At 70.9% G+C, this 22,686-nt stretch carries 22 protein-coding genes; 10 read left to right on the plus strand and 12 right to left on the minus strand.

The window, feature by feature from the left end:
- Positions 1-17: 17 nt before the first annotated feature.
- The 10 genes from fabG to ITJ61_RS14065 are packed head-to-tail and all read right to left on the minus strand — an operon-like array spanning position 18 to position 9,147.
- Positions 18-779: a 3-oxoacyl-ACP reductase FabG gene (gene fabG, locus ITJ61_RS14020; protein WP_194686479.1), complete on the minus strand. Its 762-nt coding sequence runs from the start codon at positions 777-779 to the stop codon at positions 18-20.
- Positions 776-1,897, minus strand: a complete 1,122-nt coding sequence (locus ITJ61_RS14025) for a beta-ketoacyl synthase N-terminal-like domain-containing protein (protein ID WP_104342107.1) — start codon at positions 1,895-1,897, stop codon at positions 776-778. Before ITJ61_RS14025 ends, fabG begins: the two co-directional genes overlap by 4 nt.
- On the minus strand, positions 1,894-3,333 hold the full coding sequence (locus ITJ61_RS14030) for a phytoene desaturase family protein (RefSeq protein ID WP_194686480.1): 1,440 nt from the start codon (positions 3,331-3,333) through the stop codon (positions 1,894-1,896). Before ITJ61_RS14030 ends, ITJ61_RS14025 begins: the two co-directional genes overlap by 4 nt.
- Positions 3,320-3,793: an acyl-CoA thioesterase gene (locus ITJ61_RS14035; RefSeq protein ID WP_194686481.1), complete on the minus strand. Its 474-nt coding sequence runs from the start codon at positions 3,791-3,793 to the stop codon at positions 3,320-3,322. The genes ITJ61_RS14030 and ITJ61_RS14035 overlap by 14 nt, the downstream gene beginning before the upstream one ends.
- A complete protein-coding gene (locus tag ITJ61_RS14040) occupies positions 3,790-4,980 on the minus strand; it encodes an ABC transporter permease (RefSeq protein WP_194686482.1) in 1,191 nt (396 codons plus the stop codon). The genes ITJ61_RS14035 and ITJ61_RS14040 overlap by 4 nt, the downstream gene beginning before the upstream one ends.
- Complete coding sequence (locus ITJ61_RS14045) at positions 4,977-5,603, minus strand: 4'-phosphopantetheinyl transferase family protein (RefSeq protein WP_194686483.1); 627 nt, start codon at positions 5,601-5,603, stop codon at positions 4,977-4,979. Before ITJ61_RS14045 ends, ITJ61_RS14040 begins: the two co-directional genes overlap by 4 nt.
- Positions 5,600-6,658, minus strand: a complete 1,059-nt coding sequence (locus ITJ61_RS14050; RefSeq protein WP_194686484.1) for a DUF4872 domain-containing protein — start codon at positions 6,656-6,658, stop codon at positions 5,600-5,602. Before ITJ61_RS14050 ends, ITJ61_RS14045 begins: the two co-directional genes overlap by 4 nt.
- Entirely contained in the window at positions 6,655-7,608 is a 954-nt protein-coding gene (locus ITJ61_RS14055) for a hypothetical protein (protein WP_194686485.1), read from the minus strand. Before ITJ61_RS14055 ends, ITJ61_RS14050 begins: the two co-directional genes overlap by 4 nt.
- Positions 7,605-8,819 carry a beta-ketoacyl-[acyl-carrier-protein] synthase family protein gene (locus ITJ61_RS14060; RefSeq protein WP_194686486.1) on the minus strand — a complete coding sequence of 405 codons (1,215 nt, stop codon included), beginning with the start codon at positions 8,817-8,819 and terminating at the stop codon, positions 7,605-7,607. Before ITJ61_RS14060 ends, ITJ61_RS14055 begins: the two co-directional genes overlap by 4 nt.
- A gap of 28 nt (positions 8,820-8,847) precedes the next feature.
- Positions 8,848-9,147 (minus strand): phosphopantetheine-binding protein, encoded by a 300-nt coding sequence (locus ITJ61_RS14065; protein ID WP_104244277.1) that lies wholly within the window; start codon positions 9,145-9,147, stop codon positions 8,848-8,850.
- Positions 9,148-9,458: 311 nt separating this feature from the next.
- Between ITJ61_RS14065 and ITJ61_RS14070 the strand changes: the two genes are divergently transcribed.
- The 5 genes from ITJ61_RS14070 to ITJ61_RS14090 are packed head-to-tail and all read left to right on the plus strand — an operon-like array spanning position 9,459 to position 14,251.
- A complete protein-coding gene (locus ITJ61_RS14070) occupies positions 9,459-10,556 on the plus strand; it encodes a DUF6177 family protein (protein ID WP_194686487.1) in 1,098 nt (365 codons plus the stop codon).
- A gap of 2 nt (positions 10,557-10,558) precedes the next feature.
- On the plus strand, positions 10,559-10,894 hold the full coding sequence (locus ITJ61_RS14075) for a hypothetical protein (RefSeq protein WP_194686488.1): 336 nt from the start codon (positions 10,559-10,561) through the stop codon (positions 10,892-10,894).
- Position 10,895: 1 nt separating this feature from the next.
- Positions 10,896-11,264 (plus strand): DUF6507 family protein, encoded by a 369-nt coding sequence (locus ITJ61_RS14080; RefSeq protein WP_104244283.1) that lies wholly within the window; start codon positions 10,896-10,898, stop codon positions 11,262-11,264.
- A complete protein-coding gene (locus tag ITJ61_RS14085) occupies positions 11,261-13,735 on the plus strand; it encodes a hypothetical protein (RefSeq protein ID WP_194686489.1) in 2,475 nt (824 codons plus the stop codon). Before ITJ61_RS14080 ends, ITJ61_RS14085 begins: the two co-directional genes overlap by 4 nt.
- Positions 13,736-13,744: 9 nt before the next feature.
- Positions 13,745-14,251 carry a DUF6301 family protein gene (locus ITJ61_RS14090; RefSeq protein ID WP_104300568.1) on the plus strand — a complete coding sequence of 169 codons (507 nt, stop codon included), beginning with the start codon at positions 13,745-13,747 and terminating at the stop codon, positions 14,249-14,251.
- Positions 14,252-14,383: 132 nt separating this feature from the next.
- Here ITJ61_RS14090 and ITJ61_RS14095 read toward each other — a convergent pair whose 3' ends face one another.
- Positions 14,384-14,692, minus strand: a complete 309-nt coding sequence (locus tag ITJ61_RS14095; protein WP_194686490.1) for a hypothetical protein — start codon at positions 14,690-14,692, stop codon at positions 14,384-14,386.
- Between the two features lie 25 nt (positions 14,693-14,717).
- Positions 14,718-15,065, minus strand: coding sequence for a hypothetical protein (locus ITJ61_RS14100; RefSeq protein ID WP_104244289.1), 348 nt, complete (start codon positions 15,063-15,065; stop codon positions 14,718-14,720).
- A gap of 141 nt (positions 15,066-15,206) precedes the next feature.
- On the opposite strand from ITJ61_RS14100, the gene ITJ61_RS14105 reads away from it, so the two are divergent.
- Genes ITJ61_RS14105 through eccCa form a run of 5 tightly spaced genes read left to right on the plus strand, consistent with a single transcriptional unit; the run spans position 15,207 to position 22,684 of the window.
- Entirely contained in the window at positions 15,207-15,944 is a 738-nt protein-coding gene (locus ITJ61_RS14105) for an FHA domain-containing protein (protein ID WP_194686491.1), read from the plus strand.
- Entirely contained in the window at positions 15,941-16,441 is a 501-nt protein-coding gene (locus ITJ61_RS14110; RefSeq protein WP_104244293.1) for a hypothetical protein, read from the plus strand. The genes ITJ61_RS14105 and ITJ61_RS14110 overlap by 4 nt, the downstream gene beginning before the upstream one ends.
- Positions 16,442-16,488: 47 nt before the next feature.
- Positions 16,489-17,823: an EsaB/YukD family protein gene (locus ITJ61_RS14115; RefSeq protein WP_194686492.1), complete on the plus strand. Its 1,335-nt coding sequence runs from the start codon at positions 16,489-16,491 to the stop codon at positions 17,821-17,823.
- Positions 17,820-18,716 (plus strand): hypothetical protein, encoded by an 897-nt coding sequence (locus ITJ61_RS14120; RefSeq protein WP_194686493.1) that lies wholly within the window; start codon positions 17,820-17,822, stop codon positions 18,714-18,716. The genes ITJ61_RS14115 and ITJ61_RS14120 overlap by 4 nt, the downstream gene beginning before the upstream one ends.
- The gene (gene eccCa / locus ITJ61_RS20355) at positions 18,713-22,684 is read left to right on the plus strand and encodes a type VII secretion protein EccCa (RefSeq protein WP_194686494.1); all 3,972 of its coding nucleotides are present in this window, start codon (positions 18,713-18,715) and stop codon (positions 22,682-22,684) included. The genes ITJ61_RS14120 and eccCa overlap by 4 nt, the downstream gene beginning before the upstream one ends.
- Positions 22,685-22,686: the final 2 nt, after the last annotated feature.

Consider the following 22,686-nt stretch of genomic DNA (forward strand, 5'->3'; position numbering starts at 1 on the left):
GGTGCCACTCATGCCACTCATGCCGTGAGCCCGCCATCGGCGACCAGGCAGTGCCCGTTGATGTAGGAGGCACTCGGCCCCGCGAGGAACTGGACGACGTCCGCGATCTCCTCCGCCCGCCCGAAGCGGGCCTGGGGGATGAGCTTCAGGTACTCGTCGCGCGTCGGCTGAGGCAGCGAGTCGAGCATGTCGGTGTCGATGAAGCCGGGGGCGACCGAGTTCACCCGGATGCCGAACGTCGCGAGTTCCTTCGCGAGGGTCTTGGTGAGGGCGATGACGCCGGCTTTCGCGGCCGCGTAGTTGGCCTGCCCGATGGGGCTCGTGAGGGCGCTCACGGAGGCGATGTTCACGATGGTCCCGTGCTTGGCGGCGGCCATCAGCCAGGCTGCCTGCCTCGAGCAGGAGAAGGTCCCGGACAGGTCGGTGTCGACCACGGACCGCCAGGACTCCTCGCTCATCATGAGCGCGTACCCGTCCTTCGCGTGGCCAGCGTTGTTGACCTGCACGTCGAGCCCACCCCACGCGGTCTTGATCTCGGCGAACATGGCCTTCACCTCGGCGAAGGAGGAGACGTCCGCCTTGACCGGCAGCACCTGGCCCGGGTAGCGGTGCTCGAGGCGGTCGAGCACCGACATGGTCTCGCTCCGAGTGCTGCGGTAGTTCACGGCGACGCGAGCCCCGCTGTGCAGGAAGCGCTCCGCGATGGCGAGGCCGATTCCGCGGGTCGCGCCGGTGACGCAGACGCGGGTCGTGCCTGCGGGGTGACGATGGGCGTTCATGCTGCCGCCTTCCGGGTGATCGTCGAGGTCACGCCGCCGTTGACGGTCGCCACGGTCGTGAGGATGCTCGAGCCAGGCGCGGATGCCTGCAAGCCGATGACGTGGGCGAGGGCCTCGTTGCCGCCGAAGCACTCGCCGGTCGCGAGTCGCGGCAGCAGCACGCTGCCGCGGTGGCCGATGGCGCGGATGGCCGAGAGCTCGCTCCGCGTGAGGCCCTCGAGGCCGTTCGCGGTGCCGACGACCGTGTCGACCTCGTCGATGGTGAGGTTCGCGCGTTCGAGCGCCTGCCGCATCGAATGCTCGATGGTCGTGTCGTCTGGCTGCCAGTCCAGGTAGCTGACGCCTGCGCCTGCCGCCGAAGCCGAGGCTGTGCTCAGAAGCGTCGCGAGCGGCGTCGCACCGCGTGCCTCGGCCGACCGGGCCGACTCCAGGACGACGACGGCTGCCGCTTCCCCCGTGGCGAAGGTGAAGGCGACCCCTCTGGGGTACTCGAAGACGCGGTCGAAGTACTCGGTCATGATCTGGTTGGTCTCGTCGAGGGAGATGGCGAGCAGCGCATCCGCCTTGCCGGAGGCGAGCAGCAGCTCGGCGTAGGCAAGCGCTGACCCGCCGACGAGGGTCGAGTTGGCCCCCTTGAGGCCGAGGGCGAGGCTCGCCTGGCCGTTGGCCACGTTGTAGACGGTCTGCGTGAAGAGCCCGGGACTCGCCTGCTGGAGCCCGCCGCCGAGGAGACCGTCGAGGTACTCGCTGACGACTCGCTGCGGCCCGTACTCGGTGCCGGTGACCACGCCGACTCGCTCGAGGTCGGCTGGCCGTTCGCCGAGGCGGGCCGAGGTGAAGGCGACGGTGGCGGCCGCCATGGCGATCTGGCTGAAGCGCTTCTTGCGGCGGAGCCCAACGGGCTTCACGTAGTCCGTGATGCTGAAGCCCTCCGGAATCGGCCGGGTCTCGTGTCCGTGCTGCGTCGTCGAGCGGGACGCGAGGCGCTCGGCTTCGTCGATGTCGGCGAAGGCCCAGCCGAATCGGTCGAGCGCGCCGGCGGACGCCGCGTGGTCCTCGAGGCCCAGGCCGAGCGGCGAGATCGCCCCGAAGCCGGTGATGAGCGTGGGTGCTGTCATTGCTGTGCTCGCTTTCTCAGCCAGTTCTCTGCGAGGGAGATGGATCTCGCAGCGGATGCGATCAGCTGCGGGAGGCCCGATCCGTACTCGCCCCACTGGCCGGTGATGAAGGTGTTCTGCAGGCCGGTGCGCTGGCTGATCCGGCGCACCAGGTAGTTGTCGACGTCGTGGGCCCAGCCCGTCGCCGATCCGCCTCGGTGCCCGAACCAGCGCAGGTAGTCGAGCGGGGTCACGACCCTGCGGTAGACGCAGTGCTCGCGCAGCTCTGGCACCAGGCGCCTCGCGACGAGAGCTTCGACGACCTGCGCGTACTCGTCGTAGAAGGCCTCGTCGTGGGCTTCCTCGTCGTGGTACATGTCGACCTCCACGCGCAGGAGGTCTCGGCCCGGTGCCGCCAGGGAGGGGTCGATGCGGCTCGGGAAGTGCAGCTTGATCACCGGGTGGTGCGGCAGCCTGCCGGTCTCGAGCACCCGATAGGTCTCGAACACGTCGTCGGTGTCCGTGAGGTAGTGGCGGGCGGCGCCCGCGAACCGTGAGAGGTCGGCGCCCTCGAGCGTGAGGAACAGGCTCAGCGAGGAGTGCCCACGTCGTCGCCCCTCGACGGCGATGCCCGTGCCTCCGTGCTCGGCCAGCATCGTCTCGAGCGCGAAGACGTCGCCGTTGTAGAGGACGACGTCCCCTGCTCTCGTCGAGCCGTCCGCGAGCCGCACGCCATGCGCGACTCCGTCGGCGGCGAGGATGGCGGTGACCTCCGCGCCGAGCAGCACCTCGCCGCCCGACTCGGTGATGTACCCGACCAGGGCGTCGACGAGCGTGCGCATGCCTCCTCGGAGGGAGACCATCCCCTTCGCGTAGCACTCGGTGAAGAACCCGGCCATGATCATGAGCGACGACTCGTCGCACTGGATGCGCATGGCAAGCGCCGTGCGCAGCAGCGGGTCGGCGACGGTGGCCGTGCAGAACTCCTCGAAGCCCCGCCGGTAGTTCCGCATCATGAACCGGCCTTTGTCCTCGGAGCCGCCGTCGTCGCCGAGGAACTGGCGCATGAAGCCGAAAAACGCCGCCAGGTCGTCCGTGGACTCCGGGAACTGGACTCCGAGGCTCGTCTGGAGCCGGTCGAGGCCGGTCGGCAGGGTGACGCGTCGATCGCCGATGACCATGACGTCGGCGATGTCGACGGGTTCGAGGTGCACGGCGTGCTCGAGGTCGAGCTCGTGGAGCAGGGTGTGGAGTGCCCCTCCGGGGTGGCCGCCGAGCAGGTGCGAGACGGCGAGGTCGAAGTGGTCGCCGGCGTCGTTCCGGAACCCACCGAAGTAGCCGCCAGCCTGCTCGCGCTGCTCGAGGACGGTGACGTGGTGACCGTGCGCCGTGAGGCGGGCCGCCGCGACGAGACCGGCCATGCCGCTGCCGACGACGATGCACTCAGAGCCTGGCATCGAATTCCCTTCCGTCGGTGACCGCGTGCGGGTGCTCCGCGAAGAAGCTGTCCATGCGGTGCCTCGTCGACTCCGGCCACCTGAAGAGGAACCGGTTGGTGCCCCGGAGCACGACGTGCTCGGTCAGGCCGATCGCCACGGGGCTGCCGTCGCGCACCTGAGTGAGGCGGTAGTAGAAGACGAGCTTCGTGGTCGCCTGCGGCTTCAGGAAGGTCTCGAGACGGAGCTCGTCGCCGAAGCGTCCGAGGCCGAGGAACGAGACTCGCGTCTTGGTGACGGGGACGAAGAGCGTGTCCCCCTCGAGTTCGAGCAGGCTCCCGCCGCGGGTGAGCTCGTCGATGAGCGCGAAGCGTCCGACCTCGAACCAGGTGAACAGGTTGCTGTGGTGGAAGACGCCGGCCATGTCGGTCTCGCTGAAGCGCACGGAGAACCGGGTCTCGTTCACGCTGCGGCCGCTCATCGGAGCTCCAGCAAGGTGAGCGCGGGCTGCTTCGACACCCCATGGACCGGGAACCAGAGCACTGCCACGGTCAACGTGAGGCCGATGGCGAAGGGGGCGGCGAACGCCCACCAGCTCGGGTCGAGGTGGAGCTTCGTCGAGCCGACGGCGAATGCGAAGGCCGAGTCGGTGGAGGAGACCTCCAGGAGGTTCACGACGGCGACCGTGGCGGTGGCGAGGAGGGCGCCGATGGCGTATCCGACGATGAACTGGGCGACCACCTCCGCGAGGTACATCCGCCGCAGCGTCCCGCCGCGCGCTCCGACGGCTTTCAGCACGGCGAGATCGCCGACGCGGGAGAGCATGGCCGAGTAGATGAGCGAGGTGAGGCCGATGCAGATGACGACGTAGGTGAACGTGAAGACGGACACCAGGAGGATGCCCCAGATCTTCGGGCCGAGCATGAGAGCCGACCAGCTCGTCTCCGACCAGGAGGACACCGTGGTCGGGGTGCCCAGCGCGGCGGCGGCGGTTGTGATCCCGACTCGCGCCGACTCGTCGTCAGCGGCGTCGACGAGGATCGCGTTGACGCTGTCCGGGTCGCCGTGCACACGCTCGGCGAGGCTGTCTCGGTCGACGATCGCCCAGCTCTCCATGACGAAGCTCGGGGTGTCTGGGGTGACGACGTCGTCGACGGTGTAGGTGATCTCGACGCCGGCAACGGAGATGCTGACCTCGTCTCCCGCCATGACCCCGAGGCGGCTCGCGGTCTTCTCATGGAGTTCGATGTGCTGCGTGCCGATGCGCTCCGGTGGGAGTCCGAGGTTCTCGGCGAGCTGCGGTTCCGCGGAGAGATCGGCGCCGATGAGGCTCACCGATGCGCTCTCGGGGCGTGCGCTCGAGCCGTTCGGGTTCGAGACGTTCGCGGTGAGCTGCAGCCGGGGCCGCACGGATTCCGCGTCGCTCGCGGACGAGAAGCGCTCCGCGGTCGCTGCGTCGAAGCTGAGGGCGCCGCCGCTGTCGGCGCTCGGCTCGACGAGCCACGTCGCCCCGACGCTCCCGAAGACGAGCCGGTCGGCGTTCTGACCGATGGAGCCGACGAAGGACAGCGCGATGACGAAGAGCGCGATGCCGATGGCCACCTGGCTCACCACGCCCGCTGCTTCGCGCCGGTAGTGGACGACGTCGTGCAGCGCCAGTCTGATCATGCGGCTCGTTCCTTTCGATCGGTGGCTGCCGCGGCGGCGAGCTGGACAGCGGTCGGGGTGCGCCGGAGGACCGTGATCTCGCTGCCCACGGGGTGGGCCAGGATGCAGACGGCACCAGGGATGGTGAGGCGCGTGAACTCGACATCCGGGTGAGACGCGCGCAGTGCGGCTTCGTCGAAAGCGCCGAATCCGATGCCGAGCCCGCGCCCTGCGCGCTTGCCCCAGGACTCCTTGAGGACGAAGATCTCGAGCAGCCGAGCCGGTGACGTCGCGATCTCTCGGCGTTCTGCGGGGGTGAAGAACCCCGACCGCAGCGACGGCAGCTCACGGGTCAGCCGGTGCTCTCTGGGTGAGCCGACGGCTTCGAGGTCGATGCCGATGGGCTCGCGGGCGACCGCGCAGACGGACAGCTCGCCCGAATGCGACGTCGAGAAGTGGAGCCCGCTCGTCTCGAGCCGGGGCTTCTCGGGAGACCGCCTGGTCACCCGCGCATCGTGCACGCCGAACTCCGCGAGGGTCTCGGTCAGGAGTGCACGGCCCGCGGCTCGGCGCAGCTGCCAGCCACCGGTCGGCGCCGCTGCGCGTCGCATCTCCGCCCGGTCCAGCCAGCTGACCGCGATCACGAGGTGCCTCGGAGGAGGCAGTCGGCGAGCGATGAGAGCCGGGAGACGGCCTCGAGTTCCGCGCGGCGCAGTTCGCGCATCCGAGAGACGAGGTCACTCCAGCCGTCTCTCGGGTCTTCGGCCCCGGCATGTGCGCGGAGTGCCCTCGCGAACGCACGCCACCCTCGTCCGAGGCTCGCGTACTTGTCGGCGATCGGGTCGAGGTCGCCGTGTCCGAGGTGCCGCGCGCTTGCGCGCAGCCCGCGTGAGAAGAGGTGCCGACCGGCGCCGCCGCCGGTCCCGATCTTCTCGAGCATGGTCGAGATCGACAGCAGCTCTCCCCGCATCTGCTGGGTCGTGAGCACGTCGGGCATGGAGGACAGCTCGCGTTCGAATGCCTTCAGCGCCCGTTCTCCCTGCGTGTTGTTGGCGGGGTTGAGGAACAGCTCGGCGCTCTCCGCGAGGGAGACGATCAGCACCTCGTCGAGGTCGGGGACGAGCCTCGGCGGAACGATTCGCCCGACGGCGAACTTCCGCGCCGGCGCCGCCATGAGCAGGGACCCATCGCTCGGCATCGAGGCCGCGGCCGCCGCGCTCGCGGCGGACACCTCGACCGGTGTCGACCAGAGGTAGTCGTTGCAGATCAGGTCGCCGTTCGGCAGGACGGCCCTGACGGGAAGCGCGTGCTCGCCGAACGCATGGACCTCGTCCCAGGGGAGGACGCCCGCGAAGCTCGGGAGCTCGCGCGCCTCGCAGTACAGGTAGGGGAGGAGCCCCTGCTCCGACCATTCCCGTGCGCGCTCGGTCATCGTGTGCGCGTCCGGATGCGAGAGGAACTCGATGCGCGAGCCCGTGCGCCGCGCGAAGAAGTGCTCGAGGTCGTGCATGCGCGCGTTGACGTAGACGTTGCTCTCCTCACGGTGGAAGAGGAACCCGAAACCGCCGCCGATGACGTAGCAGAGCCCCTCGTCGAGGTCGAACCCGGTGCCCTGGAAGACGTTCGAGAGCATGGTGGAGAAGCAGTGCGACCCGCGGCGGTAGGTCTCGGGCCACGTCGTGCGCGCGGTGAGGTTCACGACTCGGTCTCCGCTGCTCGCCAGACGCGGACTGTCTCGAGGGCGGCTCGTTCGACCGCGACGATCGCGGTGAGCGCGGTGTCGTCACCGTCGAGGAATGCCCGGTGCAGTCCAGCGGACCGAAGGAAACCCAGCCTCGTGGCGTCGTGCGCGTTGGCACCGCCGTAGGTGTCGAGGGCGTCGACGAGGCGCGTGCGCCCGTAGCTGCTGTCGCCGCAGGAGACCGCGCGGAGTCGGTGGCGGTAGGCGGCGACGTCGCCCCGGCTGGGGCGCGTGGCCAGCCAGTCCGACAGCATGGACAGCCCGTCCTCCGCGACCCGCATGCGCTGGAGCGCGAGGCCGAGGGAACGCGCGGCCCGCCGTTCGAACGAGAATCGGCTCGGCGCGATGATCGCCCTGAGGGAGGGGACCGGCGCGGCGTACCCCCAGGACGTCAGGGACGCGCTGCTCAGCTCGCGGTAGCTGAGCGAGCGGTCGGCGTAGATCGACGTGACGCGGACCGACGCGGCGTCGAACTCGCTGAGTGCGACGGGGAGGAGGGCCCTCGAACCCGTCGCGGGATCCGTCTCCGGGTGGATGGCGTACATCGGCGCCGCTCGCCAGCGTCGCTCCGTCAGCGCATGCTCGCGCCGTGCGGCTTCGAGGAACTGCGCGCTGTCTGCGGTGCGGAACTGCTCGCAGTTGAACCCCGCGGCTTCGAACAGGTCGAAGGCGGCCTCCAGCCCACCGAACTCGTCTCGACCGTCGGCGATGGGCCGGACGTAGCGGAACGTGGAGGCCATGGCGCAGACCGCCACTGGCTCGATCTCGATGCCGAGGTGGCCGAAGACGAGCTGCGCAGGTGCGATGACGGGGTGCGCGATCTCTGCGATCTCGGAGGCCCTGATCTCGGAGGCCTTGATCTCGGAGGCCGGGACGGCGGAGCCCATCGGCTGAACGTGGGCCATCATGCCGGCGGCCGGAAGCTGCGCACGGCGATGCAGGTGTTGTTGCCGCCGAAGCCGAACGAGGTGGAGATGGCGACGTCCACGCGGTGATCCTCGAGGGTGCGCGTCGGCAGCTCGAGGTCTCCGAAGCCGCTCATGGCCTCTCGGAGGCCGAAGTTCCCCGGTACGAAGTCGCCTTCCATCGCGGCGAGGCAGGCGAGCAGCTCGATGCTGCCCGCGCAGCTGAGCGTGTGGCCGTGCAGCGGCTTCGTCGAGCTCACGGGGATGGCGCGGAGCCCGTCGCCGAAGACGCTCCGCAGCGCGGTCAGCTCCATGACGTCGTTGTACCGCGTGCCTGTGCCGTGCGCGTTGACGTAGTCGACGTCGGCGGGCAGCACGCCCGCCTGCTCGAGGCACTGTCGGATCGCGAGCTCCGCCCCTCGTCCGCTCGGGTCGGGAGCCGTCGCGTGGTGCGCGTCGTCGGAGAGCCCGTACCCTGCGACCTCGCCGTAGACGCTCGCGCCTCGTGCGAGGGCCGACGCCTCGGACTCGAGCACGAACATGCAGGCGGCCTCGCCGAGCCCGGTGCCGTCTCGGAGCTCATCGAAGGGCCGGAGCGCGTCGTGCGTCAACGACTTGAGCAGCGTGAAACCGGAATAGGAGAGCATCGAGAACGGTTCGGCACCGCCGGCGAGAGCCAGTTCGGCGTGGCCAGATGCGATGAGGTCGCAGGCGAGTCCGACGGAGTTGCTTCCTGCGGCACAGGCTGTCGACACGGATGCCTGGGGGCCGCGGAGCCCGAACTCGGATCGTATCGACGCCGCGACGGTCCCCGGCGTCCGCACGATGGTCGCCCCCGTCTCGAGAGTTCCCGCCAGCGACCGCTCCGCGTATGCCTGGTTGGTCTCGACGCCGGCGTTCGACGAGGCGACGACCACCGCAGTGCGAAACGGGTCGAGATCTTCGGAGGACAGGCCGGCGTCTGCGAGGGCGCGGCTCGCGCAGAATGCTCCGTAGTGCTGGGCCGTCTCCCATCCTGGTCGGTCCGCGACGAATGCCGCGAACGCGTCGGGCAGCTCTCTGATGGTCGCGCCTCGGTCGTAGGGGAACTCGGTGGTGTCGAAGGCCGTGATCGGCGCGAAACCTGAGTCGCCGTTCCGAAGCGAGTCGCTGAATTCCGTGAAGCTGTTGCCGATCGGGCTGAGCAGCCCGACGCCGGTGATGAGGATGCGCACTGCCGGACCAGCCGTCGGGCGACGCAGGCTAGGACGTGCTCGCGTCGAGGGGACGCGGCTCGCGGATATAGGCGGCGATGGCCCGCACGGAGCCGAAGATCTCAGGCTGGTCGTCCGGCAGCTCCACGTCGAATGCGCTGCCGAGGGCGAGGACGACCTCGAGGATGTCGATGGAATCGAGGTTCAGGGAACTCTCCTCGAACTCGGTCCCCTCGGCCAGGGCGGCGAAGATCGGCGCGTCGACGTCGACGTCGGCCGTTTCGATCTCCAAGCCCAGCCGGGCAACGATCGCCGCGATGATGTCGCGCTCGAGGTCAGTGTTCGCCATGATGGATTCCTTCTTGTCCGCCGCCCAGGAGGCTACGTTTAAGTAGCACTCCGGACAGTAGCAGGAAGAATGGCGAGTAACAAACCCGGCTTCGTGGCTGTGGAGGAGGCCGCGCTGTGCGGGGCGGCCGAGCGGCGGTGGCGGTGTTTGCGTGGGGCGGTCGATCGGCAGGGGAGAACTGCCCTTCGGGTGTCGCCGTTCTGCAGATAATCTGGCGATTCGTCCGAGTGCCCCGGAGGTTCCCAAGTGCCGCACCAGTCCCACGTGCCGTGCCAGCTCAGCAAGACCAGAGCCTGCCAGGAGGTGACCGCGTGACCGCGTTCATCGACCCGCTCTCCGACGAGCGAGGTGCTGACGGGGCCGGCGGCGGCTACACGGTCTACTGGGCGTCGGCGGAGCGCGTGACGCTCTCCAGGCCGTTGCAGCGCTTCCTCATGGACGCCCACGCCGCACGACTCCGGCCCGTTCTCGTCACCACCGACCACGCGCACGTCTCCACCTTCGTTGCGGATGCGTTCCAGGCCGCAGGCGGGTACTGGGCCGTCTCCTTCGAGGGCGCGATGTTCGACGCCTTCCGGGGAACACGCATCTCCAGCTTCGGCGACTTCTGGGCGCCAAGGGCCGACCGAGTGCCAGAAGCGCACCCGACGCTCTCTCGCCTTCGCGAGCACACCGTCCCCTCGTTCGTCTTCGACGTGTACGTGCGAGACCGGGCCGACGAGCGCACCCTGATCGGTGGTGTCGCCGACCAGCTCGTCGCTGGTCTCGGCGGGACCGGGCTCGAACGGTGGGGTGTGGTCGAACCGCTCGCCGGGCGCTGGTCTCATGCTGCCGTCACCGAGTCGATGCGGCGGCAGATGCCCGTCACCGAGCGCCACTACGCATCCGGTGACGACGGCGCGGTCGTGAGCCTCGCAGCGTCCCGGACCAAGACGGGACTGCTCGAGCACGTGCGGGGCACCGTGCCGATCCGCGACGCGGAGCTCTCCCCGCTCGCCAGCGTGCCGGGCGGTGCGCTCGCCGCGCATCCGCGAGTCCTCGACACCCTCCAGGCGCTGGCAGAGCGGGCACGCGTGAACGTCGCGCTCCTGTCCTGCGGCGAGGTCGAAGAGCGAGCTGGCTCCTCCGGGCGGCTCCCAGGCGTACGCAGGCCAGAGCAGCCATTGGCCGTCCTTCTCGGCGCCCGCGCCGTCCGCGACCTCGCGGTCGACGTCGAGGCGCTCGCCGAGCGACACGACGTCACGACCGTCGGCCTCCGCCGGGCTCCTGCGCTCGTCGTCCGCCTCTCCGGCGGCGACCCGCTGTGGCACCAGCTGCGCGCGTTCGCCTCCGACCTCGACCAGGAGCGCCTCGCGTCCGCACTCGCCCTCGAGTTCGCCACGGGCGACACCAAGGTCGGGAGGAGCTGAGCATGCCGATCGAACTGGTCCTGTTGAGTGAGGTGGCGCCGAGCGACGAGGTCGTCGCGCGCGCCATCGCGGAGACGCACCCGGAAGGGCAGCTCATCTCGTTCGAGGGCGGCGCGGTCCGCCACGCCGTCGACGGTGACGGCGCGTCGCTGCTCACGCTCTTCGAGAGCCAGCCGATCGTGGACGCGACGAGCGCGGCCGCGGCGCTGGCGCATCCGCCTGCCGCGTTCGGGCTCTGGACGGAGGTGACCGTGCCGAGGGGCGCGGCGCAGCAAGGGCGTGAGCTCGCCGAGCGGCTCGCCTCGGCGATCGGCGGCTCAGTGACAGAGAGGGTGTGACGTGTCCGACTGGAAGATCGATCCGACCGGCGTGCAGGGCGTGCTCACGAGCGTGCAGGCCACGCAGGGTGAGCTCGCGACCGTCATCACGGAGGCCGGCATGAACGGCGTCATGGCCGGGGTCGCGTGGGGCGGCGGCATCACCGCCGGAGTCTCCGAGGCACTCGCCGGGCTGCTCACGGAGCAGCAGTCGAATGTCACCGCGGTCGGCAACACCGTGAACGCGAGCGTCGCGGGTGTCGCCAACGCCGTCTACGCCTACAACAACGGGCAGGAGCAGATGGCGCTCGAGTTCCAGGGTGCCATCGCCGACGGCTCGAACGGCGACTTCAGCTTCTTCGAGCAGCACGGATACCAGGGGGACGCATGACGATCGAAGTCTGCACCGGGGACGGCCTCATCGACCCGTCTGCGTTCGTCTGCAAGAGCGCGGACCTCGACACCTCGGTCATCGAGGGTTCGGCGACCTCGCTCGAGGGCATGGGGAGCGGCCTCGTCGAGAAGGTGTCGACGATCAGCACGACCTGGGCGGGCATCGGCGCCTCGTACCAGGCCCCAGAGCAGGAGTCCGTGTACGCGGCGATCTCGCCGGCGACCAACGCGGCCTCCGACGTCGAGACGAGCTTCTCGAGCGCGGCCGGCTACCTGCGCACCTACGCTGAAGAGCTCGAGGGCGTCAAGACGACGCTCAAGGACCTCGAGGATCGAGCCGCCGCCTTCCGGCAGGAGGCGCTCCGGGGCTACAACGTTACGGTGTGGGATGCGCACGGGCTGTCGTGGGAGTGGGCGACGACCGACATCACGAAGCTGGGCGACAAGACCGAGCACATCTCGTGGACCGAGCACGGCCCCGCGCGGGACAAGAACGAGGAGCTGCTCGCCGAGTACGCCGCGATCATCGAGACCGTCTCCGCCGCCGCGACGACCTGCGCGGCCGGGCTCGAGACGCTCAGCACGGGCAGCTACGTCACGGAAGACGAGGCCATCACCGCCGAGGCGATCATGGCGTCGACAGAGCTGCCCTGGGGCTACCCGGCCGACGAGGACCGCAACTGCTCCGAGTCGGTCGCGCACGGCGCCGGCAATTTCTGGCACGGCACGTGGACGGGCGCGGCGTCGCTCATCGGCCGCGACCCCGTCTCCGGCGAGTGGGGCTGGGACAAGGCGGGCGCGGCCTGGGGAGGGCTCGGCAACTTCGCCCTCTCGACGGCCGTCGTGCTGTCGCCGACGACCTGGGCCGTGAAGCTCGTCGCTCCGGGATCGGAGGCCGATCAGTGGTTCGACGATCGCGTGAACGTCGCCGCGACCGGCTGGGGGAGCCTCATCGGCTGGGACCACCAGGCTGCGCTGGCAGGAGAGAACGGCTTCCACGCCTGGGAGGAGGACGCCGTCGCGACGGGCACCGAGACGCTCGCGAACATCGGCACGTTCTTCATCCCAGGGGCGAACATCGCCAAGGGCGTCTCGACGGCGGGCCGGGTCGGCTCGATCGTGACGCGTGCCGGTGCCTTCGCCGCCGACTTCGCCATCCCCGGCGGCTCGCTTGCCGTCGGTCTCGCGACGCGGGGCATCCGGTTCTCGCCGGACGGCCTGCGCATCACGCCGTACGTCGGGGCGACCGGGGTCGTGGATGCGCTCGCTCCCACGGGAGGGGTTCCTCCCGTGTCGAACGCGTTCGGCCTCGAGGCGCCCGGCTCGACAACCCTCCCGGGAACGGGAGCTGTGCCGGGAACTGGAACCCTCCCGGGAACGGGAGCTGTGCCGGGAACTGGAACTGTCCCGGGAACGGGAGCTGCCCCGGGAACCGGAACTGCCCCGGGAACAGGGACCGCGCCTGGCACCGGAACCCTCCCGGGCACCGGCCCGGGGTCGCCGACCGCGCCCACTTTCGACCCACCGCCTGCGCACGCACCGGATGGGCCGGGTTCGGCGGTGCCTGGCGGCGATGCGCCTGGCGGCGATGTGCCTCGCGGCGAGTCCCCGCGGACGGGCGCTCCGGTCAACTCGCCCGGCGTGGAGCCCTCGAGCATCGACCCGCACTCCGCGCACCGCACTCCGACGGACATCGGCGTCGACCGCTCGGCGGACTTCGACGGGCACCACAGCACGCGCTCCGAGCAGGAGGCGATCCGGCATGAGGCGCTCGAGACCCGCAACGAGCAGCTCGAAGCCCTGAATGACCTCGATCTCACGGTCGATGTCGACGGCGGGGCGCTCAACAAGAAGAACATCATGGCGACCATCGACGAGCTCAACGACCAGCTCGATGAGCTGGACCTGCCGCCGGAGGAGCACGCCGCCGCGGCGCAGGCGATCGCCGACCTCGAGGTCGCGGCCAGCGCCGAGCGCGAGGCCTTCGGGGCGCAGGTGGGCGCATCCGAGCAGATGGGCGACCAGGCGGCACGTGACGCGATCGCCACGCAGGGCGGAACGGTTGTGGTCGACGGCGACGGGGCTGGCCCCGGGACGTTCGATCAGATCGGTCTGCGCGTCGGCGAGGACGGAACGCAGACGCTCATCGTCGCCGAGGCGAAGGGCGGCAGCGCGCGCCTCAGCACGACGGGCCGGATACTCCCAGACGGCACGACGCTGTCCGACGGCACCGTGCTGCCGAACGGCAGCCGCGCGGCTCAGGGGTCCACGCTGTACTTCAACGATGTGTTCCGCAACGACGCCAACCTCGCCGCGTACCTCCGCGACAATCCGGCCCTCGCCGCGGGCCTGGCCGACGGCTCGGTCAGGGTCGACTACCAGCTCGTCAAGGCGAGCCCGGGTGGCAGCATCTCCGTCCAGAGGCTCGGCCTCAACCCTGCCGAGCTGAACCTCGGCCTGCCTCGATAGGATCAGCCCATGGATGCACTCTCGCGCGCGACAGACGAACAGGTGCGGGCGGTCTGCGCGGCCTTCGACGCGGTCGAGTGGCCGCTCGGTCGCGACGGCTACGCGGCGCTGGCTGAGGAACTCGGCTGGCAGCCGAAGCTGGAGACGTCGAGCGGCATCCAGCATCGCTCCGGTTACCCCGTGAGCCTCCCGACCGTGCGGTCGCTGGTCGCCGACGAGGCGGTCTCGCAGATCACGATCGCCGCGAGCGACAAGAGCGACGACTCGGCGGCCCTCTCTCAGGCGGCGAGCGCCCTTCGCGACGCGGTGCACTCGCAGCTCGGGGCCCCGTCGGGCCAGCAGCAGGGAGACCCCTACTGGGAGCTGGGCAACGGCGGACGCATCTGGCTGAAGTCGGTGCCGAAGAAGGTGCTCCTCGTGGTCCAGGACCAGCGCTTCGCCGACATCGAACGCGTCGAGGAGCGTCTCGGCATCGACCCGAGCCGCAATCCGGGCACTGCGGACGACAACCGGTAGCAGCCCGCTGCGTACTGCGCAGCGACACGGGACGACAGGAGACGGCGGCACGCGTGAAGCGTGCCGCCGTCTTGGGTGCGGGCGTCCCGTGCTCTGCCGAGCGGAAACTCGGCCGAGCACGGGAGGCGCGGCCTAGCTTGGGATCGAGGCGCGCGCAGCCGACAGGGCGCGGCGTGCGACGTCGTCGTTCTCGACGAGCGAGTTGCGGATGGCGGCGATCACGTCGCGCACCTGCTGGCCTGCGGAGTTCCACTGCTGCTCGAGGTGCGCGTACTCCTCGGAGACGCCGTCTGCCTGGTAGTCGCCCATGGCCTGCTTGACGTCGGCGTCGCGGCGGTCGAGCGCCGACTCGAGGCGCGCGGCGACCTGCTCGAAGTTCGCCTGCGTCGCCTCGGAGGAGCCGATGTTGTAGTCGTTGCGATCCATCTGGTTCGTGAACATGCGTGTTCTCCGGTTCTCGGGAAGGCTAGGCCTGCGGGCGGATGCGCGACAGGAAGGATTCGGAGCTGAAGTCGGTCGAGTTCGACGACGCCTCGTGGGTTGCCGCGCCGTCATCGGCGGCAGCGACGAACGCCTTGTTCTGGCCGCTGATCGACGTGACGATGCCGGCGAGCGCCGAGTTGAGGGCGTTCGAGATGTCGTCCGTCTTGGCCTTGAAGTTGTTGAAGCTGGCCTTCGCCGGTCCGTTGAAGGTGGACGCGAGCGGCTCCGCAGCATCGAAGAGCTGCTTGACGAGCTCGCCGAGGTCGTCCGATTCGGTCTGCGACTTGTTCCCGAGCGTGACCAGTGTCTGGTCTTCCATTGCGAACTTCATGGCATCCTCTCCAGCACCGCGGTCGGCGCGCGTTGTCCTCCGGAGACGTCAGTTCAGCATGATCGCACCGCCCTCGTCCAACTTTTTCGAGGGGAGTTCTCCCCTCCCGGGGTCAGGTTCGTCCGACTAGCCTTGCCACTCGTGTGGAAACAGGCCGATCTCCCAGCGGCGACCCGCCAGCGCGCCTGGTCGGTCGTGGTCGATGTCGCGCTCGGACTCGTCCTCGTGGCTGGCCTGTCGCTCTTGGCCGCGCGGATCAGCGGCGCGTTCGCCGCGCTTGTCGGAGCATCCGCGGCTCTTCTGATGCTCGGCCTCTGGTGGTGGCTGCGGTCGGCCCTCGGCACGAGCCCTGGCCACACGCTGCTCGGTCTGCGCACCGTCGCGCGCTCGACGGGGATGCCAGCGCGGCCGCTTGCCGGCGCGCGTATGACGCTCGACATCCGCGGAGGCCTCGACCCGCTCGAGCTGATGCCGGCTCCCATCGAGCTCGCACCGCCCACGCGTGTTCCCCAGCGCTTCTCGAGCCCGGACCTGGAGCTGCACTTCGACGACGGCTCGCGTCACGTCGTGCGCGGCGTCATCATCGTGGGTCGTGCGCCGCAGGTCACCTCGAGGGGGCAGCGGCCCGTCGCGGTCCCCGACTTCTCGCGGAGTCTCGCGCCGACGCACGTGCGCCTCGAGCCGAACTTCGACGGCGTGCTGGTCACCGACCTCGGCAGTATCGGCGGCACGTGGGCCTTCGCCGGCGGCGACCCGAGGCGGCTCCAGCCGGAGACCGCCATCACGGTTCCCTTCGGCACCGTGCTCGCCCTCGGGTCGCGGCGCGTGCGTCTCGGACGGCCCGGCGCGAGCATCGCAGGATCGGGGGTGGCGGCATGAGCGACACCGACCGCACCCTCATCGACACGACTCGCGCCCACCGCGAGCGGATGCTGGGCGCGCTCGCGCACGGACCGCAGGCGACGCGGCGGTCGGTCAACACCAACGTGGGGCGACTCCTCGGCTCGGTCATCCTCGGAGCCGTCATCTGCTGCGCGTGCCTCGGCACGAGCTTCGTCGTGAACCTCCTCGAGGACCGGAAGCAGCAGGAGGCGATCTCCGCGTTCCAGGCCGCGGCCGCCGCGAACCCCGTTCTGCCCGGCGGCACGGTCGTGAAGGATGAGGCCACGGGCTTCCTCCTCGACCAGGCGACGGGCGAGTACACGGACCCTCGGACTGGATTCGTCGTCGATCCCGTGACCGGCTACGCCACCGACCCGGAGGGCAAGCTCATCGACACGAGGATCGGCTGGTACATCGACCCCGCGACGGGCTACTACACGAACCCGACGAGCGGCATCACGATCGACCCGCAGACGCTGACGGTCGTCGAGTGAGCGGCCTCCGGATGATCACCCGTCGCACGACCCCTGAGGAGCACTGAGTGTCGTACACGCGACTCACCGTCATCGGCAGCGAGCGCAAGGCCGAGCTCGCACTCCCGAACAGCGAGCCCGTCGGGGTGCTCCTGCCGCACGTGCTCGAGCTCCTCGAGGAGACCCCGAGCGGGGGCGCCGTGCTGACGCTGACGACACTGACGGGCGCATCCCTCGACTTCGACGCGACCCTCGAAGAGCAGGGCGTGCGGCCTGGGGCACTGCTGCGGGTCACGACCGTGGATGATGCTCCGCAGGCGCCGGAGGTCATCGACATCACGGACGCCATCACCGAGGCTGGCGCTGCGAGGCGGGACGCCTGGACGCAGGCGCACACACGTTCCGTGCTCGCGGTGGCCGCCGGTCTCGCCGCCGCTGGAGCCGGGTTCTGGGTCATGAGCGCGTTCGCGCTGCCCGCCGAGTGGATGCTCGCCGCGGTCGCGCTGCTCGCCGCCGCTGGCGCGGGTCTGGCGCGGTCTGGCCAGCGGGCCGCGGTGGCTGGGGTGGCGAGCGCTGCGCTCGGCCTCGCCGTGCCCGCCGCTTTCGGCCTTGCCGCCGAGATCGGTGCGGCGAGTGGCCGCGAGGGCGGCTGGGACGCGCTGCCGACCGGCGTGCTCGTCGCGGCGATGGCGGCATGGTTCGTGCTCGGCCTCGTCTGGGGTGTCGGCTTCCAGCGGACCTCCGCGAGGTACGGGGCTGGGGTCGGGCTGCTGCTCAGCGCCGGGCTGTTCTTCGTCGACCTGGCGGGCTTCGACCGCGGTGGCGTGGCCGTGTTCGCCGCGGTGCTGAGCGTCGCTGTGCTCGGTCTCCTCCCCGGCGCGGCGCTCTCGCTGAGCGGGCTCACCGCCTACGACGACCGCATCATGCGCGGCGCGCGCGCCACGACGTCGGATGTCCGGGCGGCGATCGCGGAGTCGTTCGCGCAGCTCACCTGGACCGTCATCGCGGTGTCGGCCGTCGCGCTCCTCTCGCTCTCCGAGCTGCTGCTCTCGCAGGACCCATGGCGGCAGGGACTCGCCGCGTCCCTCGCCGTCATCGCGCTGCTCCGCATGCGGACGTTCCCCCTCGCGCCGCCGCGGATCGCACTTCTGCTGGCGGCCGCGGTGCCGACCGCGCTGTGGCTGCTCTCGACGACGCTCGTCAGCGACGAGGGGAAGGCGCTCATCGCGGGCGTCGCTGCGCTCGTCGCCGTCGTCGTCGCGGCGTGGGAGCCCAGCGAAGTCGTCGCCGCGAAGCTCAGGAGGTGGGCGGACATCCTCGAGCTGCTTGTCGTGCTCACGGTCGTGCCCCTCGCGCTCGGCTCGTTCGGCGTCTTCGCCGACCTCCTCGAGGCCTTCCGTTGAGTCGCCTCGACGGGTTCAGGCAGGCGCTCACGGCTCGCGGCGCGGCCGAGCTGCAGGACCTGCGCGAGCGGGCAGCCGTGCCCCTCGCGCTCCGGCGACGTGTCGGCGTCGCCTCCCTGGTGCCGGGCTCGGGATGCACGACCGTCGCCGTCGAGCTCGCGCGCTTCCTCTCCTCCGCGAGAAACGACCGGGTCCGCTTCGTCAGCGCTCAGGGTCCCAGCCCACGACCGGAGCGCGGCCTCGAGGGCACGAGCGTCGAGGCCCTCGAGCTCGCCCCGACCGAGTGGCCGGCGGACGTCGAGGCGTGGTGGCGGCTGCACCGCGCCTCGAGCGACCGGTACGACCTCACCGTCACCGACTGGGGTACCTCCCCGCTCGCGCGCATCCGCGACCTCGCCGAGCATTCTCACGTGCTCTGCCTCGTGACGACCGCCGAGCGCGCGAGCATCCAGCACGCCCTGGACATCGCCGCCGCCATCGGCGAGCGCACACGCGTCGTGCTCGTCGCCGTCGACGTGCATCGGAGGGCCGGCCTCGCCACCGAGAGGCTCGTCAGCAGGCTGCCGTTCCCCGCGGTGCTCGTGCGGCACGACCGGGCGCTGGGAGCGGGCGCGGCGCGCGGTCTCGACGGCGTGCGGATGCTGCGCCTCGGCGCCAGGGTCATCGACGCCGCCGCGGGCATCGCGGTGCCGCCTGCTCCTGTTCCTGTGCCTGCTCCTGCCCCCACGCCCCAGGCCCCGCCCCAAGCTCCGCCTCGCGTCCCGGCCCCGGCCCAGGCCCAGGCCAGTCAGGCTCCGCCGCAGGTCCCGCCGTCGGCGCCCCCGCACGTCCCCGCACCCGCCCAGGTGTTCCCGCCAGCACCCCACGCCGACCGACCAGGAGCGCGATCGTGAGCATCCGCGACGCCCACCGCCCCACGCGAACGGTCTTCCCCGCGCCCAGGCCCGAGGCAAGGCAGCTCGCCTCGCCCCCCACGCTCAGCGACGAGGCGAGCGCGACGCCGTTCCAGTTCCTCCTGCCGGTCGTCGGCGCCCTCACCTCCGTGACGATGATGGTCGTCATGCGCAACGGGCAGCCGCTGTTCCTCTTCATCGCGGGCATCGTGTTCGTCGTCGCGATCGTCTCGGGCGTCGGCTTCGCCGTCTCCGCGCGGGGCCGCGCCGGGCGCGCGCTCCGCCTCCGCCGCAAGCGCTACCTCGACTACCTCGAACGGCAGCGCAGCGAGCTGCGTGACGAGGCGACGGATGCGGTGCGGGCCGCGAGGCTCGTGCACCCCGACCGCAGCGGGCTCGCCTCCCTTGTGCACGACCCCGCGCGCCTCTGGGACCGCCGCAGAGGCGACGCCGACCACCTGCAGGCGCGCGTGGGAACGGCGACCGTGCCGTGGTTCCAGCTCGCGGTGGCCGCCGAGGATTCGCCCACCGAGCCCGCCGACCCCATCCTGCTCCGCGAAGCGCAGCTGCTCGCCGAGACGCACAGCGAGATCCCCGGCATGCCCGCCATAGCTGACCTTCGCGGCGCATCCGTCGTCGCCGTCATCGGGCCGCGGGAGCGGACCGTGCCCCTCGCCCGCGGCCTCGTCGCCCAGCTCGCAAGCCACCAGCTGCCCGACGACGTGCAGCTCGCCGCCGCCTTCGCCCCAGATCGCGGCGACGACTGGCGGGGCTTCGACCTGCTGCCGCACGCGCAGAACCCCCGGCTGTTCGACGGGCCCGTGCCCGCGCGTCGCGTCGCCCCCGAGCTGCGGCAGCTCGCCGCCGTGCTCGGCAGCGAGCTCCTCGACCGCACGCAGACGGCGGCCGCCGCGAGGCGCCGGGGCGGCAAGGCCACCGCGCTGACCAGCCTCGTCGTCATCGACGACCGCCACGGAGAGCCCGCCCGACCGTTGCAGCTGCCCGACCGCAGCTACACGCCGAGCGAGATCGGCGTCACCGTCATCCACCTCATCGACGATCGCCTCGACGAGCCCGACGACGTCGACGTCCGCATCGAGCTCGACGCGGACGGGGCCGCGCGCCTCACCCACGATGCCGGCGGCAGCGGACAGCGGACGGTGCAGTTCGACGCCGACGAGCTCACCGCGACCGCCTTCGACGGCCTCGCCAGGACCCTCGCCGCGAAGCGCACCTTCGCGGCGGCGGGCGCTCGCGACGACGAGGGCCCAGCCGCCGACATCGCCGAGATCCTGGGCGTGCCCCTCGACAGGCCCGTCTCCCTCGACCGCGTCTGGGCGCCACGGCAGCCAGCGGAGTTCCTCCGCGTCGCGTTCGGCGTCAACGACCAAGGGCGACCCGTGCACCTCGACCTCAAGGAGAGCGCGCAGCAGGGCATGGGCCCGCACGGCATCTGCATCGGAGCCACCGGGTCCGGCAAGTCCGAGATGCTGCGCACCCTCATCCTGTCGCTCGCCGTCTCCCACCCGCCGGAAGACCTCGCGATGATCCTCGTCGACTACAAGGGCGGCGCCGCCTTCGCGCCGTTCGAGGGACTGCCGCACCTGGCCGGCCTCATCGACAACCTCGCTGACGACCCGCAGCTCACGGTCCGCGCCAAGGCCTCACTGCAGGGTGAGGTCGTGCGCCGCCAGCAGCTCCTCAAGAGCGCCGACTCGTCGCCTTCGATCTCCCACTACCGCGAGCTGCGGCGCACCCGCCCCGAGCTGGCGCCCATGCCGCACCTGTTCGTCGTCATCGACGAGTTCGGCGAGCTCCTCACCGCCGAACCCGACTTCATCGACCTCTTCCTGCAGATCGGCCGCATCGGCCGCTCCATCGGCGTCCACCTCCTCCTCTCGAGCCAGCGCATCGAGGGAGGGAAGCTGCGGGGGCTCGACACCTACCTCTCCTACCGACTCGGCCTGCGCACCTTCAGCGAGGCGGAGTCCCAGGTGGTCCTCGGCTCCAACGATGCGTTCCACCTGCCGCCAATCCCCGGCTACGGCTACCTGAAGGTCGACACGAGCGTCTACCAGCGCTTCCACGCCGGCTACGTCTCCGGGCCGGTCGACGAGGTCGCCGAGGCGCGCCCTGCCTCCGACGACGAGCATCCGCGCATCGTCGAGGTCCCCGCCTACAACGGCATCGAGAGCGGGGGAGACCCGGATGCGCCGCTCGTGCTGCGTGCGCCGGAGACGCGGCGCACCCTCATCGACGACCTCGTCGCGCAGCTCGACCGGCCGCAGAAGGTCCGGCCGGTGTGGCTGCCGCCACTCGCCGAGCGCATCTCGCTGGGCGACGCCTTCGCCGCCGGATCCGGGCCCGCCGCCGAGCCGACGATCGCCGGCGCCGCCTCCCTCGCCGACCCGAGCGACGGGCATCCGCTGCGCATCGTCGTCGGCGTCGAGGACGAGCCCGCGAACCAGCGCCAGGAACCCTGGGTGCTCGACCTCACCAAGTCCGGCGGCCACATCGCCATCATCGGCGGGCCGCAATCGGGGCGCAGCACCGCGCTTCGCACGATCGCGGCCTCCCTCGCGCTGAGCGGGTCGCCGGGGGCCGTCGGCATCTACGGCATGGACCTCACGGGTGGTGGACTGCGCAGGCTCGAAGCGTTCCCGCACGTCGGCGGTGTCGCCGCTCGGGGCGACGACTCTCGCCTCGTGCGCCTCGTCGAGGAGCTCACCGCCATGCTCCGCATGCGCGAGGAGCTGTTCAAGCGCCACAGCATCGACAGCACGGCGCAGCTGCGGGCCGTGCACGCAGCCGGCAAGCTGCCGGAGCTCCCGACCGCCGACATCGTGCTGCTCGTCGACGGATACGGCGCGCTCCGTCAGGACTTCGAGCACCTCGACGGCCCCTTCACGAAGCTCATGCTGCAGGCCTCCAGCTACGGTATCCACCTCGTCGCGACGCTCGGTCGCTGGAGCGAGCTGCGCATGGCCCACCAGTCGCTCTTCGGCACGCGCATCGAGCTGCGCCTCAACGACCCCGCCGACTCCGCCATCGACCGGAAGCTCGCGAAGTCCGTGCCGCCCGACTCCCGTGGGCGCGCCCTCACCGACGCGAAGACGCTCGCCCAGTTCGCCCTCCCGGCGCTCGAAGCGGTCGACCCCGACCAGGTCGGCGAGGCTCTCGAGGAGCTCGCGGCTCGCGCCGCGGAGTCCTGGAGCGGGCCGGCGGCGGCCCCCATCCGCCTCCTGCCGAACACCATCGACCCGTCGACGCTCCCGGATGCCGCCGACGAGCCGACGGCCGTGCCCCTGGGGCTCCGACAGGACACCATGGACACCGCCCTCTGGGATTTCCTCGACTCCGACCAGCACCTGGTCGTGCTCGGGGACGCGAAGAGCGGCAAGTCGACGGCGCTGCGCGTCATCGCGAAGGGGCTCGTCGAGCGGTTCACGCCGGACGAGCTCGCCATCGCGGTCGTCGATCCGCGTGGCAAGGTGCCGAGCGTCATCCCCGAGGAGTACCTCGCGGCGCACGCCAGATCGGCCGCCCAGGCCAGCGGGCTGGCCGCCTCCATCGCGAGCGAGCTCGCCGAGCGTCCCGGACGCACCGCCGAGCAGCTGCGCAAGACGCCAAGGGTCGTGCTGCTCGTCGACGACTACGACATCGTCGCGGCGGGTGGCACGGACCCGCTCGGCGCGCTCGTGCCGCACCTGCCCGCGGCCCGGGACCTTGGCATCCACATCGTCGTGACGAGGCCGGTGGCCGGCTCGACGAGGGCCATGTACGCGCCGTTCCTCCAGAGTACGCGCGACACGGGCGGTGCGCTGCTGCTGCTCTCCGGCGACCGCAGCGAGGGCCAGATCGCGCCTCGCGTCTACGCCGAGCGGATGCCCCCTGGGCGCGGCAAGTACCTGCGCCGCGGCGAGGCACCCACGGTCGTGCAGCTCGCGAACCTCCCCGAGGCCCTCTGACC

Origin of the sequence: Pseudoclavibacter sp. VKM Ac-2888 (assembly GCF_015351285.1) — a bacterium.
GTDB lineage: Bacteria > Actinomycetota > Actinomycetes > Actinomycetales > Microbacteriaceae > Pseudoclavibacter.